10 protein-coding genes are annotated in these 13,928 nt (G+C 57.2%); all 10 read left to right on the plus strand.

The features are described from left to right. Positions 1–13: 13 nt before the first annotated feature. The 10 genes from HMPREF2842_RS07670 to tyrS all read left to right on the plus strand — a co-directional run bounded on the left by HMPREF2842_RS07670 (position 14) and on the right by tyrS (position 13,550). The gene (locus HMPREF2842_RS07670) at positions 14–496 is read left to right on the plus strand and encodes a (deoxy)nucleoside triphosphate pyrophosphohydrolase (RefSeq protein ID WP_049345338.1); all 483 of its coding nucleotides are present in this window, start codon (positions 14–16) and stop codon (positions 494–496) included. A 315-nt stretch (positions 497–811) separates the two neighbouring features. Continuing rightward, positions 812–1,333, plus strand: a complete 522-nt coding sequence (locus HMPREF2842_RS07675) for a hypothetical protein (RefSeq protein ID WP_049345343.1) — start codon at positions 812–814, stop codon at positions 1,331–1,333. Between the two features lie 235 nt (positions 1,334–1,568). Continuing rightward, a complete protein-coding gene (gene pheS / locus HMPREF2842_RS07680) occupies positions 1,569–2,696 on the plus strand; it encodes a phenylalanine--tRNA ligase subunit alpha (protein ID WP_005507134.1) in 1,128 nt (375 codons plus the stop codon). Positions 2,697–2,699: 3 nt separating this feature from the next. Further along, complete coding sequence (pheT, locus tag HMPREF2842_RS07685; protein WP_070643929.1) at positions 2,700–5,270, plus strand: phenylalanine--tRNA ligase subunit beta; 2,571 nt, start codon at positions 2,700–2,702, stop codon at positions 5,268–5,270. A 192-nt stretch (positions 5,271–5,462) separates the two neighbouring features. Then, positions 5,463–6,233: a hypothetical protein gene (locus HMPREF2842_RS07690; RefSeq protein ID WP_070643934.1), complete on the plus strand. Its 771-nt coding sequence runs from the start codon at positions 5,463–5,465 to the stop codon at positions 6,231–6,233. A gap of 397 nt (positions 6,234–6,630) precedes the next feature. Continuing rightward, positions 6,631–7,116: an arginine repressor gene (locus HMPREF2842_RS07695; RefSeq protein ID WP_005507137.1), complete on the plus strand. Its 486-nt coding sequence runs from the start codon at positions 6,631–6,633 to the stop codon at positions 7,114–7,116. Positions 7,117–7,269: 153 nt separating this feature from the next. Beyond that, positions 7,270–8,859 (plus strand): AMP-binding protein, encoded by a 1,590-nt coding sequence (locus HMPREF2842_RS07700; RefSeq protein ID WP_070643937.1) that lies wholly within the window; start codon positions 7,270–7,272, stop codon positions 8,857–8,859. Positions 8,860–8,992: 133 nt separating this feature from the next. Next, complete coding sequence (locus HMPREF2842_RS07705) at positions 8,993–9,568, plus strand: adenine phosphoribosyltransferase (protein ID WP_070643942.1); 576 nt, start codon at positions 8,993–8,995, stop codon at positions 9,566–9,568. A 224-nt stretch (positions 9,569–9,792) separates the two neighbouring features. After that, a complete protein-coding gene (locus HMPREF2842_RS07710) occupies positions 9,793–12,087 on the plus strand; it encodes a HelD family protein (RefSeq protein WP_070643945.1) in 2,295 nt (764 codons plus the stop codon). A 158-nt stretch (positions 12,088–12,245) separates the two neighbouring features. Beyond that, a complete protein-coding gene (gene tyrS, locus HMPREF2842_RS07715) occupies positions 12,246–13,550 on the plus strand; it encodes a tyrosine--tRNA ligase (RefSeq protein ID WP_005507861.1) in 1,305 nt (434 codons plus the stop codon). Positions 13,551–13,928 lie beyond the last annotated feature (378 nt).

A 13,928-nucleotide genomic window follows, 5' to 3' on the forward strand; every position in this document is an offset into this window, starting at 1 on the left:
AAGGTAGAGAAAGATGAGTGAAGTGTCGCCCTCGTTTGAGGTTCAGGTGGTTGGCGCCGCCGTGGTTGATTCTTTGGAGGCTCCGACCCGTATGCTGGTGGCTCAGCGTTCTGAGCCGCAGACTGTTGCCGGCATGTGGGAGTTCCCGGGCGGTAAGGTCGAGCCGGGGGAGAGCTGCGAGCAGGCGCTGGTGCGTGAGCTGAAGGAGGAGCTGGGCGTGCAGGCGCGTTTGGGTGCTGAGGTGCCCGGCGCGTACCCGCAGGGCTGGCGTCTGAGCGAGCGTCTGGCGATGCGCGTGTTCTTTGCGGAGATTCTTTCGGGTACTCCGGATACTTTGGAAGATCACAGCGCGCTGCGGTGGATGCCGCTGCCGAAGTCTAAGGATGACGCACAGGCGTACGATGATTTGCTGGGTTTGCCGTGGATTCCGGCGGATTTGCCGATTGTTGTGGCTCTTCTGCAGCAGCTGCAGGATACAGGTACTGGCGAGGCGTAATCCTAGTGCTGTGGCGCTAAGACTCTGTGTTGGCTCGTTGCGAGGCTAAGTCACCGTTATGTGACAAACTCGCGGCGGTAGTGTGATAAATTTTCTACATCTTTTTTGACGCTGTTTGAAGGCGGGATTCCCTATGAGGAGTCCCGCCTTTATTCATATTTTGAGGGTGATTTATGCGCCAGGTGATTCTGACTTGTGTATTTGTGGGGGTGGGGATTTTGTCACATATGGGTTCGACACGGATACATACTTTGGAAACCAATCGGTAGGCGGGTAGTATTGAGGGAGAAATCACATACGTATTGGGAGACAATGATGACTGCTCAACCCCCGTTTGATCCGGGTGCCTACCGCTCCGACGCGGTTCCCTCGGACACTCAAGCTATTTATATTCAGGAAGGCGGCGCTGAGCCGCGCGGAATTCTGTTCCACTCGCCGACCAAGCACCCGAAGATTCTGCGTCTGCAGGAGATTATGATTGTCTCCGCGCTGCTCTGCTTTATCCACGGTGTTATTTCCTCGTTCGCACCGGGTAACCTGTCCCCGCTGAAGGGTCTGCCGGAGGTCGGTGCTGCAGATGGTATCGGTCTGCTGGTTGTTTCTGCGGTTGTGTACATCTGGGTCTACTTCACGATTCAGAAGGGCAAGCGTCTGGGCCTGACTGTCGGTCTGATTTTTGCAATTCTGGGTGCGTTCGTGGCGATTCTGTCTCTGATTGGTAATGTCATTGACGCTCAGCGCTACGGCTTCGTGCCCCTGTACGCGGCATGGTTCATTGCGAACGTGCTGTGGATTCGTGCTTCTTTCGACCCGGCTGTGAAGCAGGCTCTGAAGTAGAAGTACCCTCTTCAACGTTGTTGTTGAGGCTATATACCTAAGAACGCCCGGATGGACTATCCGGGCGTTCTGCTGTTTGCGCTTCGTTCTCTGGTCTAAAATGGATAGGATATGCGCCCGTCGCCAACCCTGCTCCGCACCCTGTGCGGGTAGCCGGGGGAGAGCAGATGGTGCTGCCTAAGGTGTATAACGAGCCAGCCGGCATAGTGCCGGTGGTATGCAGAGAAGAGTGACAATGACCGATTCCGTGCAGGAACACGAGGGTCTTAACGGCCCGGCTCAGGTTCTCGCCCGCATTGCGCAGGTTCTGGAGGAGAACCCCGAGAACGGTTTGGACGCTATCCGTGAGGCTTTTGAGGCTGAGCGTGAGCGCGCCAAGCAGGAGATTCGCGAGAAGGCTAAGGACTTTGACAGCCTCAAGGAGGTGCGCCTGAGCTTCTTCGGTGAGAAGGGCATCATGAGCATCGCTAACCGCCAGATGCGTGATCTTCAGAACCAGCACAAGGGCCCGGTGGGTAAGCTGATGGGTCAGGCTCGTGCGGCTCTGACTGAGGCTATTGAGGCTCGTACCGCTGAGCTGGAGGCTGAGCGTGAGGCTCGCATCCTGGCTGAGGAGGCTGTGGATGTTTCGGCTGCGTCGCCTCGCCGTTCTCTGGGCGGTCGCCACCCGATTGCTCTGATGCAGGAGCGCCTGACCGACATTTTCGTTGGTATGGGTTGGGAAGTTGCTGACGGCCCGGAGCTGGAGTCTGAGTGGTACAACTTTGACGCTCTGAACATTAAGCCGGATCACCCGGCACGCGAAATGCAGGACACTTTCTACGTTGAACCGAAGAACGCTCACCTGCTGCTGCGCACCCACACTTCGCCGGTGCAGATGCGCTCGCTGCTTTCTCGCGAGTTGCCGCTGTACATTGTGTGCCCGGGTCAGGTGTACCGCACCGATGAGCTGGACGCGACCCATACTCCGGTCTTCCACCAGATTGAGGGTCTTGCCGTGGATAAGGGCCTGACCATGGCTGATCTGAAGGGCACCCTGGAGTACATGGCACGCGCCATGTTCGGTGAGGACGCTAAGATTCGCCTGCGCCCGAACTTCTTCCCGTTCACTGAGCCTTCCGCTGAGCTGGATTTGTGGCACCCGAACGCTAAGGGCGGCCCGCAGTGGATTGAGTGGGGCGGTTGCGGCATGGTGAACCCCAACGTTTTGCGTGCTGCGGGTATTGATCCTGAGGAGTACTCGGGCTTCGCTTTCGGTATGGGTATTGAACGTACCCTCATGTTCCGTAACAACGTCGCTGACATGCATGACATGGTTGAAGGCGACATCCGTTTCTCTGAGCAGTTCGGGATGGAGATCTAAATTATGCGTGTACCCCTGTCATGGCTGCGCGAGTTCGTGCCTGTAGCTGAGGATGCTTCGGCTGAAGATTTGATGGCAACCCTGGTGAAGGTTGGCCTGGAAGAAGAAGACGTTCACCGCCCCTCTGATGAGCTGTCCGGACCAATTGTGGTTGGCCAGGTGCTCTCTATGGAGCCGGAGACTCACTCTAACGGCAAGACCGTGAACTGGTGCCAGGTGCGTGTGGTTCCGGAGGGCCAGGAGCAGACTCTGACCGGTAAGGGCATTGAGCCTTCCGGCGTTCAGGGCATTATTTGTGGTGCCCACAATTTCAAGCCCGGCGACAAGGTTGTTGTGACCCTGCCCGGCGCTGTTCTGCCCGGTGGTTTCGCGATTACTGCCCGTAAGACTTACGGTCACAAGTCGGCTGGCATGATTGCCTCTACCCGTGAGCTGGGTATTGGCGATGATCACGGCGGCATTCTGGTGCTTTCGACTCTGGGCCTGGACCCGGAGGTCGGCACCGACGCGATGGAGCTGCTGGGTCTGTACGATCAGGCTGCTGAGGTGAACGTGACTCCGGACCGCGGTTACGCGTTCTCTCTGCGCGGTATCGCTCGCGAGTGGTGCCACGCTACCGGTTCTTCCTTTGAGGATTTTGTGCTGGCGTACGGCGAGCGCGCCCCGGAGGCGAACGAGTCCGGTCACCCGGTTTCTCTGCGTGATGACGCCCCGATTCACGGTAACCCGGGCTGCACTCGTTTCGTGATGCGTGAGGTTTCGGGCGTGAAGGCGGATGCGCCGGTTCCGACCTGGATGTCTTCGCGTCTGCGTCTGGCGGGTGTGCGCTCGCTGTCGCTGCCGGTGGATATTTCGAACTACGTGATGCTGGAGACCGGCCAGCCGCTGCACTTCTATGACGCTGACAAGGTTCAGGGCGAGATTGTGGTGCGCCGCGCCGCTGCTGGTGAGAAGCTGGTGACCCTGGATGGTGTGGAGCGTACTCTGCACCCCGAGGACATCGTTATCGCTGATGATTCGGGCGTGATTGGTCTTGCCGGTGTGATGGGCGGCGCCTCCACTGAGGTGACCGATTCGACCACCCGCATTCTGGTTGAGGCTGCTCGTTTTGACGAGGTGTCGGTGGCTCGTACTGCTCGCCGTCACAAGCTGATTTCTGAGGCGTCGAAGCGTTTCGAGCGTGGCGTGGATCCGCAGATTCAGGCTGCGGCTGCTCAGCGTGCGGTTGAGCTGCTGGTTGAGCTGGCTGGCGCTCAGGTTGAGCCGGGCGTGACCGATGTGTCCCTCGGCTATGAGCCGGTCGTGATTGACCTGCCCGCTGATTACACTGCCGGTCGTATCGGCGTGGATTACTCGCCGGAGCAGATTGAGTCTTGCCTGCGTGAGATTGGTTGCTCGGTGGAGCGTACCGAGTCCGGTTACGCTGTGACTGTCCCGTCGTGGCGTACCGACCTGCGCGCGAAGGAAGACCTGACCGAGGAAATCGCACGTATTGACGGTTACGAGAACATCCCCTCGACTCTGCCGGTGGCTCCTGCGGGCCGCGGTTACACTCCGGAGCAGGCAGGTAAGCGTCGTGCGCTGAATGCGCTGGCGGCTTCCGGTCTGACTGAGGTGTTCGCGTACCCCTTCGTGTCGGCTGATGCGAACAACCTGTGGTCGGCTCCGTGGGTGAGCACCCCCGAGAACCCGGTGACTGAGGTTCCCTCGATTCGCCTGGAGAACCCGATTTCTTCGGCTGAGGGCTGGATGCGCCGTTCGCTGCTGCCGGGCCTGGTTGAGGTTCTGAAGCGTAACCTGTCTCGCGGTTTCAAGAACCTGGCTATTTTCGAGGCGGGTCACGTGTTCATTCCGGGTGAGCAGCTCGGTTCTGAGTCTATTCCGCCGTTGGGCGCTCGCCCTTCGGATGAGGTTCTGGCTGATCTGAACGCCGGTATTCCGCAGCAGCCCACTTTCATCGCTGGTCTGTTTGCAGGTACTGAGCACGAGGCGATGCCGGGTGCTGCTCCGCGTGCCTACGACTGGCGTGACGCTCTGGACGCTGTGCGTCTGGTCGCTGACGCTGTTTCGGCTGAGATTCAGATGCGTAACGGTGTGCATACTGCATTCCACCCGGGCCGTGTGGCTGAGGTTCTGAACGCTGCCGGTGAGCGTGTTGGTTTCGCTGGTGAGCTGCACCCGAAGCTTCTGCAGGAGCTGAACCTGCCTGAGCGTACCTGCGCGTTTGAGCTGGATTTCTCGGCGCTGTTTGCTGGTCGTGTTGAGGCGCGTCAGGCTACTCCGGTGCTGACTTTCCCGGCTGCTACTCAGGACGTGGCGCTTCTGGTGGACCGCGATCTGCCTGCTTCTGAGGTGGAGCGTGTTCTGCGTGAGGGCGCTGGCGAGCTGCTGGAGGACATCCGCGTCTTTGATGATTACCGCGGTGTCGGTATTGATGAGTCGAAGAAGTCTTTGGCGTTTGCTCTGCGTTTCCGCGCACCGGATCGTACGCTGACTGCTGATGAGGCGTCGGCTGCTCGTGAGGCTGCTGTGGCTGCGACTGTTGAGCAGCTGGGTGCGGAACCGCGTGTCTAACCGGGTCTAACCCTATGGCGTAACGCCTAGTGCTGACGGGGTGGGAGTTGTTGGCTCCCACCCCGTAGCTTTTGGCGTTGCGTGGTGGGTTTACCTGTTGGGCTGGTTTATGAAGCGTTGATAAGCGCTTTCAGTGGTGAACTCATGTGGTTATGGGTACCCTAGAAGATAGATGAAGTGAGGGAGAGAGTAATGGCTAATCGAGAGAACTCGCGCGAACAGGATGAGCTGTCGCAGTCTGAGGTCGAAGAAACCTACTTTGAGGATTCTCAATACGATGACTCTGAGTATGAAGATTCTGAGTATGAGGAGTACGAGGATTACGATGATGAGGAAGAGAACTCCTCTCTTTTCGCGATGAGTGAGGAAGAGCTGGATGACCGTCCGGGTGTGAACTGGCTGTCGGTTCTTTCTGCTGTCGTTGCGGTTATTCTTTCCATTGTTTTGGCTATTGCGGGTGTCCGCGCGTTTGCGTCGGTGAATAATAACGCCGAGTATGCCGGTAAGAGCTGGGTCATTCAGGGTACCTACCAGGATTTGACTCCTGACCTGATTACGAAGGGTAATGTGGCTCGTTATAAGGGCAACCTGCCTGCTGATGACGCGCTGAATGGTAAGACGTATGTGTCGAACCTGAAGGATAAGTATCAGGTGACTTCGGGCGCTCCGATTGAGTTCCGAGGTTCGCAGACTGGTGATGTTCCCTCGGAGTTCCCGCGTGAGGTGGATGGCCTGTTGGTGGAAAAGGACGGCAACCTTGAGGTCGTCTACACCGCTGAGAAGGGCACGTTGAAGCCTGTGACTGAGGACAGCGTGAATGCTGAGCGTTTTACCGGTATCGCAAGTATTGTTGGTGCGGTGCTGGTGCTTCTGCTGGGTATGGGTTTTGCTGTGTGGCTGAACCGCCGTTCGCGCGATGTCGAGTATGAGGACCTGGACGGTCTGGTGGAGGACGAGCGCTAGGCGTTCTGAATCTTGAGGATTGGCCGGTTGACGTTTTGTTGAGGGAGCCTGTTTCTGGCGCACGTGGTGTTGCTGGAGGCGGGCTCCTTTTTCGCGCTCGCCTACCGGAGGTCTCTTGACCGGCGCAACGCGCCAGCCCACAATGTTCTTGCACGCTATGCATTCATTGCGAGGTTATGCGCCCGAATGTGTAGATACACGCTACATTCGCGGCGTTTAGTGTGACAGCTGGTGAGATAAACCCTGAAATTTCCCCCATATCTTGGAATAATCCATATTTGGTGCGCATATTTATGTGCATATGTATTATCTTGGGTAGTAAAGAATGTTGCGCTGCGCCACCGTTGGGCAGCTCCGTTCTGAATTCGTGATTGGCACCGTAGGAAGAAGAGATATTATGCCTTTCCCCTCGACCAAGATCGCGCGTCAGGCACGCATCGTTGAATTGCTGCAGACCCGACGTGTCCGCTCCCAGGCTGAACTGGCGCAGTACCTGACCGATGATGGTATGAAGGTTACTCAGGCGACCCTTTCCCGTGATCTTGTTGAAATTGGCGCTGAGCGCATCCGTGATGAAGGCGCCGGCTTGATTTATGCTGTGCCGAATTACCCTGCTCGTCGTGGCGGCGGCACTGCACCTGATGCCCGTATGATTTCCCTGTTTAAGGAGCTGCTGATTACCGCTGAGGGTTCGGCGAATATTACGGTTCTGCGTACTCCTCCGGGTGCTGCGCAGTTCTTGGCTTCGTCTATTGATCAGGGCGGTCTTGAAGCGATTATGGGCACTATTGCCGGTGACGATACGGTAATAGTGATTACTCGTGACCCCAATGGTGGGGCTGCGCTTGCCGAGAGCTTCTTGGATTGGTCTGCTGCTCAGTAGTAGTTGGGGCGTATCTTGCGCTGTTCTTCTGATGTTTCGGGGGAACGGTTGAAGGTACGCCCTTCTGCTGTCTTCGGGCTCTTTTTGCGGGCTTCTAGCTCGGCTTCTCTTTTTCTAGATATACCGATTTTTCTGTGGTGAGAGTTTTCTATCATGTCTGAAATGCACGATTCAGCGAACAATATTGCCTACCTTTTGGCGGAGGCTGCTTCCGGTTCTGGGGCTAAGGCGGCTTTGACGATTCCGGCTTCTGACTCTGCTGATATGCAGGTGGTGAGCTACGCGCAGTTGGCTTCTGCTGCTGCGCAGGTCCAGCGTCATGTGGCGGCGCTCGGTGTTGAGCGTGGTGACCGAGTGGCGTTGTCTATGCCGAATGTGGCGTTGATGCCGGCGTTGTATTACGGCATTGTGGCTGCGGGTGCGATTTGTGTTCCGTTGAATCCGCTGTTGTCGGGCGCTGAGCTGGAGTATCATCTGCGCGATAGCGGGGCGAAGGTGCTTTTTGCTTTTGCGGGTACTCGTCTGGCGTCGGAGGCACTCTCGACGGTGCCGGTGAAGAACGGTTCGGTTCGTTGCGAGATTTTCACCGGGGGAGAGGGTTCACCGGTGGCTCCTTTTGATGCACCTGCCGATAGTGCGCTGTCAGCTGCTGTTCTAGAGCCTGTCCCGGTGGCGGCGAGTGATCCGGCGATTATTCTCTACACTTCGGGTACGACGGGCAAACCTAAGGGCGCGACGCTGACTCACACAAATATCCTCTCGAATGCTCGTAGCTGCGTGAGCGTTTTTGGTTTCACCGCTGAGGACGTTATTTTTGGTGGTCTTCCGCTGTTCCACGCGTTCGGTCAGACGGTGTCGATGAACGCGGCGTTTGCGGCGTCGGCTACGGTGGCTTTGCTGCCGCGTTTTACCCCTGATGGCGCGCTGAATCTGATGGAGCGTGCCGGAGTGTCGGTGTTGGCTGCGGTCCCGAGCATGTATGTGTCGTTGGCGGCGGCGCTGGAGGCTGAGCCTGAGCGTGCGCGCTCGCTGCGTGGTCGTATCCGTTTCGGTATTTCGGGTGGTTCGCCGCTGCCTGCGCCGGTGCATTCTGCGTTGAAAACGCTGATTGAGTGCCCGGTGTATGAGGGCTACGGTTTGAGTGAGACTTCGCCGGTGGTTTCGTTTAATCAGGCGGAGTTTGGTATGGTGCTCGGTTCGGTGGGTCGTGTGCTGCCGGGCGTGCAGGTGCAGGTCCGTTGTCCGCAGGGTTCCGAGTGTGCGCCGGGTGTGAGCGGTCAGCTGTGGGTGCGCGGCGAGAATGTGATGGCTGGCTACTGGAATAATCCTGCGGCTACTGCTGAGGTTTTTGACGGCGAGTGGTTTGCGACCGGCGACGTTGCTCGTGTTGATGAGCAGGGCAATATTTTTATTGTGGACCGTATTAAGGACATGGTTCTGCGTAACGGCTATTCGGTGTATCCGCGTGAGATTGAGGATGTTCTCTATACCCATGAGCAGGTGCAGTCGGTAGCTGTGTTGGGCGTGCCGGATGAGCGTGTGGGTGAGGAGGTTGTCGCCGTGGTGATGCCGCGTCCGGGTGCTGATGAGGGTGTGCTGCAGGCGGAGTTGAATGCGTTGGCGCGTACTCGTTTGGCGGCGTATAAGTATCCTCGCCGCTATGTGATGGTGGAGAGCATGCCGCTGGGCCCGACCGGCAAGATTCTTAAGCGTGACTTGCGGGTTGTGATTCAGCGGGGCTAATTCCGGCAGGCGGTTCTTGTCGCTCATCTGAGGACAACCGCGGGTGAAGGGGGTAGAATTTTGTAGGCGGCTTCTACCGCGTTATTGTTCCCGGGTGTTTTTTCGGGACTATCCCCTTCACGAAAGAGAGAGCATGAGCGTTCCCGCTTCTGAGGCTTCGCGAACCCCTATTGAGCAGTTGATTCCGGCTGCTTGCGCTACGATTCCGAATTACCCGCATGAGGGTATCCTCTTTTACGATGTGACCACTCTCTTCGCTAATGCTGAGGTGTTCAAGGCGTGCATTGATGAGCTGGCTACTCGTTTTGAGGGGCAGTTTGATGTGGTGGCTGGTGTTGAGGCTCGCGGTTTCTTGCTGGCTTCTGCGCTCGCGTACGCTACCGGCACCGGCATTATGACGGTTCGTAAGGCGGGTAAGCTTCCGCGTGAGACGTACCGTGAGGAGTATGCGCTGGAGTACGGTAGCGCGGCGATTGAGATTCACTGTAATGATTTCGCGCCGGGCACTCGTGTTCTTCTGCTGGATGATCTGCTGGCGACTGGCGGTACCCTGGTGGCCGCCGCGAAGCTGGTGGAGCGCGCGAACCTGAAGGTTGCCGGTGTTGGCGCTCTTCTGGAGCTGGAGGGTCTGGGCGGTCGTGAGGCGCTGGACGGTTACCATCTTGAGACGCTGAGCTTGGTGTCTGAGTACCCGCTGCCGTCGAAGTAGTTTTATAGAGTTTGAGGTGTACCGCCGTTTGGGTGTGTAGCCGATATTGATGAGGGGTGCCCCGCCGGTTGAGCCGGTGGGGCACTTTTCTGTATGGGCCGGTGCGGGTTTTCTACGGGGGTAATATTTCTGCCCTTCTGAGCCTGTCCTGTAAAATAGTGACCCGTATTTTTGGGTGTCTGTCGCACCCTGTCTTTGAGACACCATAGGTTTAAGGAGCTTACGTGTCATCTGAATCTTTACCCCAGCAGTCTGCTGATTCTTCGGCGGCTGAGAAGCTGTTTGCTGAGCAGATGGCTGCGGAGCGTGAGTATGTTGCTCGCGTGTATGCTCGCCTGGATGAGCTCCGTGATGAGACGGCTGAGAAGCTGGCTGCTGTGCGTAAGAATCAGGCGGTGGGCGGTCATCAGAACCGTTCGGAGCGTGACTCTTTTGCTACTCACTATGAGGATCGTTTGGCGCAGCTGAATGCTGTGGATTCTCGTCTGACGTTTGGTCGTTTGGATATGGACCGTGAGGGCGCTGATGCGGTGCGTTATATCGGTCGTATTGGTATTACGGATAGCAATCAGCAGCGTCTGCTGATGGACTGGCGTGCCCCGGAGGCGGGTACGTTCTATCAGGCGACTGCTTTCCACTCGATGGGTGTGCGCCGCCGCCGTCACCTGATGCTTGAGGGCCGCACTGTCGTAAATATTGAGGATGAGGTCTTCGATTCGGAGATGCTGCAGGATGAGAACACTCTCCACGGTGAGGGTGCTCTGTTGGCGGCGTTGAATAAGAAGCGTACCGGCCGCATGGGTGATATTGTGGCGACGATTCAGGCTGAGCAGGATGCGATTATCCGCTCGGAGCTACCGGGCGTGCGTGTTGTGCAGGGTGGTCCCGGTACCGGTAAGACTGCTGTGGCGCTGCATCGTGCGGCGTACCTGCTGTACACGAACCGTGAGCGCCTGTCGAAGGCTGGCGTGCTGGTGGTTGGTCCGTCGAATTCGTTCATGTGGTACATCGAGCGTGTGCTTCCGTCGCTGGGTGAGACCGGCGTGGTGATGGCTTCGTTGGCGACCCTGTACCCGGGTCTGCGTGCTGTGCCTGAGAAGGACCGCGCGGTTGCCGCGTTGAAGGGCGATTTGCGCATGGTGAAGGTTATTAAACGTGCGGTGGCGGATCGTCAGAAGGTGCCGGCTCAGGTTCAGCGTCTGAATGTTGAGGGTACTGATGTTGAGCTGACTCCGGAGATGGTTCGTTCGGCTCGTTCTCGTGCTCGTTCGACGGGCAAGCCGCATAATGAGGCTCGTGAGACGTTCGTGAAGATTCTGTTGAAGGAGCTGACCGCGAAGCTGGATGATCAGCTGAACCGTGCGGCGGGTCGTGTGGTGGAGCGTCCGTATCTGCAGGATGATGTGCGTGCTTCGATGGATGTGCGCCGTGCCTTGAACCTGGCGTGGATGCCGCTGTCGCCGGAGACTCTGTTGCGCTCGCTGTTTTCGAAGCCGCACTATCTGGAGTCTGCGACTCGTGAGTTGTCGAAGGCTGAGCGTGAGCTGCTGGCTCGCCCGGCGGATGCCCCCTTCACGGAGGCTGATGTTCCTCTGCTGGATGAGGCTGCTGAGCTTTTGGGTGATTTTTCGAAGGTGACCGGTGCGGCTACTGCGGCTCGTGCTGCGGCGGAGCATCGTGCGAACCTTGAGAATGCGGCGAAGGCTTTGGAGAATGTTCACCAGTCGCTGGAGGATATTGGCGCTGATGGCGTGATTACTCCTGAGCAGATTGCGATGATGAATGAGGTTCGTGGCGAGCGTATGACTGCTGCGGCTGCGGCGTCTGCTGATCGTACGTGGGCGTATGGCCATATTGTGGTGGATGAGGCCCAGGAGCTCTCGCCCATGCAGTGGCGTTTGCTGATGCGTCGTTGCCCGATGAAGTCGTTTACGATTGTGGGCGATATTGCACAGGCCTCTTCTGCTGCGGCTGCTTCGTCGTGGTCGCAGGCGTTGGAGCCGTTTGTGGGTGAGCGTTTCACTCTGGAGGAGCTGACGATTAATTACCGTACTCCGGCTCAGATTGCTGAGGCAGCGGTATCGGTTGCTCAGGCTGCTGGTTATGAGGTGTCTGCACCTCGTGCGGTGCGTGAGGGCCAGTGGCCTCCGCTGGTTCATGAGGTTGCCGCCGAGTCTGTTGTGGAGCAGACCGTGTCCGTGGTCAGCGAGGAAGTCGCTCATTCGGGCGGCGCTCTGATTGGTGTGGTGTGCCCGCCGAGCCTGTATGTTCAGACGGCTCAGGCCGTGGCTCGTGCTCATGCTGATCGTACGGGTACCGCGCAGACTGCGTTGGAGAATCAGGTGCTGGTTCTGACTCCGTGGGAGGCGAAGGGCCTTGAGTTTGATGTTGTGGTGATTGTTGAGCCGCAGCAGCTGATCGATGATGCTGATGGTGCTGTGGGTGACTTGTACGTGTCGATGACTCGTCCGACTCAGCGCCTGCACATGGTGGGTTCGCGGATGCCCGCGGGTCTGTAGCTCTGTAGTACCTTTCTTGTTATTTCTTTGAGCCGGTGCCGCACCGGTTTGGGCGCTCGCTTGGGTTTTTCTGAGCGTTTGGGCTGGTGCGGTGCTAGGCTTGTTACATATTTTGTTCGAGCGCCTTCGGGCGTTGTTACCTTGTGAATGGGAGAAGCATGTCTGCCGAGATCCTCAACGCGCAGCATAATGACGATACCTTCGAGAATATTTGGCAGGAGCTGAAGTGGCGCGGCCTGGTGCACGTGAGCACTGATGAGGCTGCTCTGGAGAAGGCGCTGAGCGAGGAGAGCCTGACTTTCTATACGGGTTATGATCCGACTGCGGCTTCTTTGCACCTGGGTCACCTGGTGCAGCTGCTGGTGATGCGTCGTCTGCAGCTGGCTGGTCACAAGCCGCTGGGTCTGGTGGGTGGTTTCACCGGTTTGATTGGTGATCCGCGTCAGACTTCTGAGCGTGTGCTGAACTCTCCTGAGGTTGTTGCTGAGTGGGTTAAGTCTCTGCGTGCTCAGATTGAGCGTTTCCTCTCTTTCGAGGGTGAGAACGCTGCCCGCATGGTGAATAACTTGGACTGGAGCGGTCAGATGTCTGCTCTGCAGCTGCTGCGCGATGTTGGTAAGCATTTCCGCGTGGGCACCATGGTGAAGAAGGAGATTGTTGCGAAGCGCCTGAACTCTGATGAGGGCATTTCGTACACCGAGTTCTCGTACCAGATTCTGCAGGGCCTGGACTTCCTGGAGCTGAACCGTCGTTTTGGTTGTACTCTGCAGACCGGTGGTTCTGATCAGTGGGGTAACCTGACCAGCGGTACCGAGCTGATTCGTAAGGTGGAGGGTAAGAGCGTTCACGCTATTGGTACTCCGCTGATTACTAACTCTGATGGCACTAAGTTTGGTAAGAGCGAGGGTAACGCTATTTGGCTGAACCCGCAGATGTGCTCGCCGTACGCTTTCTACCAGTTCTGGCTGAACACTGCGGATGCGGATGTGCTGGATCGCCTGAAGGTGTTCACTTTCTTGACTCGTGCTGAGATTGCTGAGTTTGCGGAGAAGGTTGAGAAGGAGCCGTTTAAGCGTGAGGCTCAGAAGACTCTGGCGTACCTGGTGACTTCGCTGGTTCACGGTACTGAGGCTACTGATCAGGCTGTGGCTGCTTCGGAGGCTTTGTTTGGTAAGGGCGATTTCGCTGCTCTGGATGAGGCTACCTTGGAGTCTGTGGTTGCTGAGCTTCCTTCGGCTAAGCTGTCCGAGGACCGCCTGGACATGATTTCTGTTCTGACTGAGCTGGGTTTTGCGAAGTCTAACTCTGAGGCTCGTCGCATTCTGAAGGAGGGCGGCGCTTCGGTGAACGGCGTGAAGGTTCAGGGCGAGGACGCAGCTATTTCTAAGGATGATTTGCTACACGGTCGTTTTGCGATGGTTCGCCGTGGCAAGAAGAACCAGGGCGCTGTAGAGCTGATCTAATACAGAGCTGATTTAGTCTTCTCGATACATATAGATGGGGAGGGGTTCTTCTCTACTGAAGTATTCATTACTGAATGTTCGGTGGGGGAGTGCCCCTCCTTTTCTGGTCCCTATATACATTCCCTATACACACAGAGCCCCTCCGTCAGGAGGGGCTCTTCTTGTATCGTTCTGCTGCCCTCTGGCTCTGGGTTTTCTTGGTTTGTCTTTGTTGGCGAGGGCTTTAGGCACCGTTCGACCCTGTTTTGGGGCTCCCGAGAGGGGAATTCGCAGATTTTTGAGGTTTTTGGAAGTTTTTTAAAGATTTTTTAGCACCCATAAAACGCACTGACTAGGCTGTTTGATGTTTGTGAGGGTGTTTGAGACCCTTTCAAGGCC

It is taken from the genome of Rothia sp. HMSC069C10 (genome assembly GCF_001812205.1).
In the GTDB taxonomy this organism is placed as follows: Bacteria; Actinomycetota; Actinomycetes; order Actinomycetales; family Micrococcaceae; genus Rothia; species Rothia mucilaginosa.

Coding starts and splice junctions, on each gene's coding strand:
- HMPREF2842_RS07670 (WP_049345338.1), top strand. CDS start 14: ATGAGTGAAGTGTCGCCCTCGTTTGAGGTTCAGGTGGTTGGCGCCGCC.
- HMPREF2842_RS07675 (WP_049345343.1), top strand. CDS start 812: ATGACTGCTCAACCCCCGTTTGATCCGGGTGCCTACCGCTCCGACGCG.
- pheS (WP_005507134.1), top strand. CDS start 1,569: ATGACCGATTCCGTGCAGGAACACGAGGGTCTTAACGGCCCGGCTCAG.
- pheT (WP_070643929.1), top strand. CDS start 2,700: ATGCGTGTACCCCTGTCATGGCTGCGCGAGTTCGTGCCTGTAGCTGAG.
- HMPREF2842_RS07690 (WP_070643934.1), top strand. CDS start 5,463: ATGGCTAATCGAGAGAACTCGCGCGAACAGGATGAGCTGTCGCAGTCT.
- HMPREF2842_RS07695 (WP_005507137.1), top strand. CDS start 6,631: ATGCCTTTCCCCTCGACCAAGATCGCGCGTCAGGCACGCATCGTTGAA.
- HMPREF2842_RS07700 (WP_070643937.1), top strand. CDS start 7,270: ATGTCTGAAATGCACGATTCAGCGAACAATATTGCCTACCTTTTGGCG.
- HMPREF2842_RS07705 (WP_070643942.1), top strand. CDS start 8,993: ATGAGCGTTCCCGCTTCTGAGGCTTCGCGAACCCCTATTGAGCAGTTG.
- tyrS (WP_005507861.1), top strand. CDS start 12,246: ATGTCTGCCGAGATCCTCAACGCGCAGCATAATGACGATACCTTCGAG.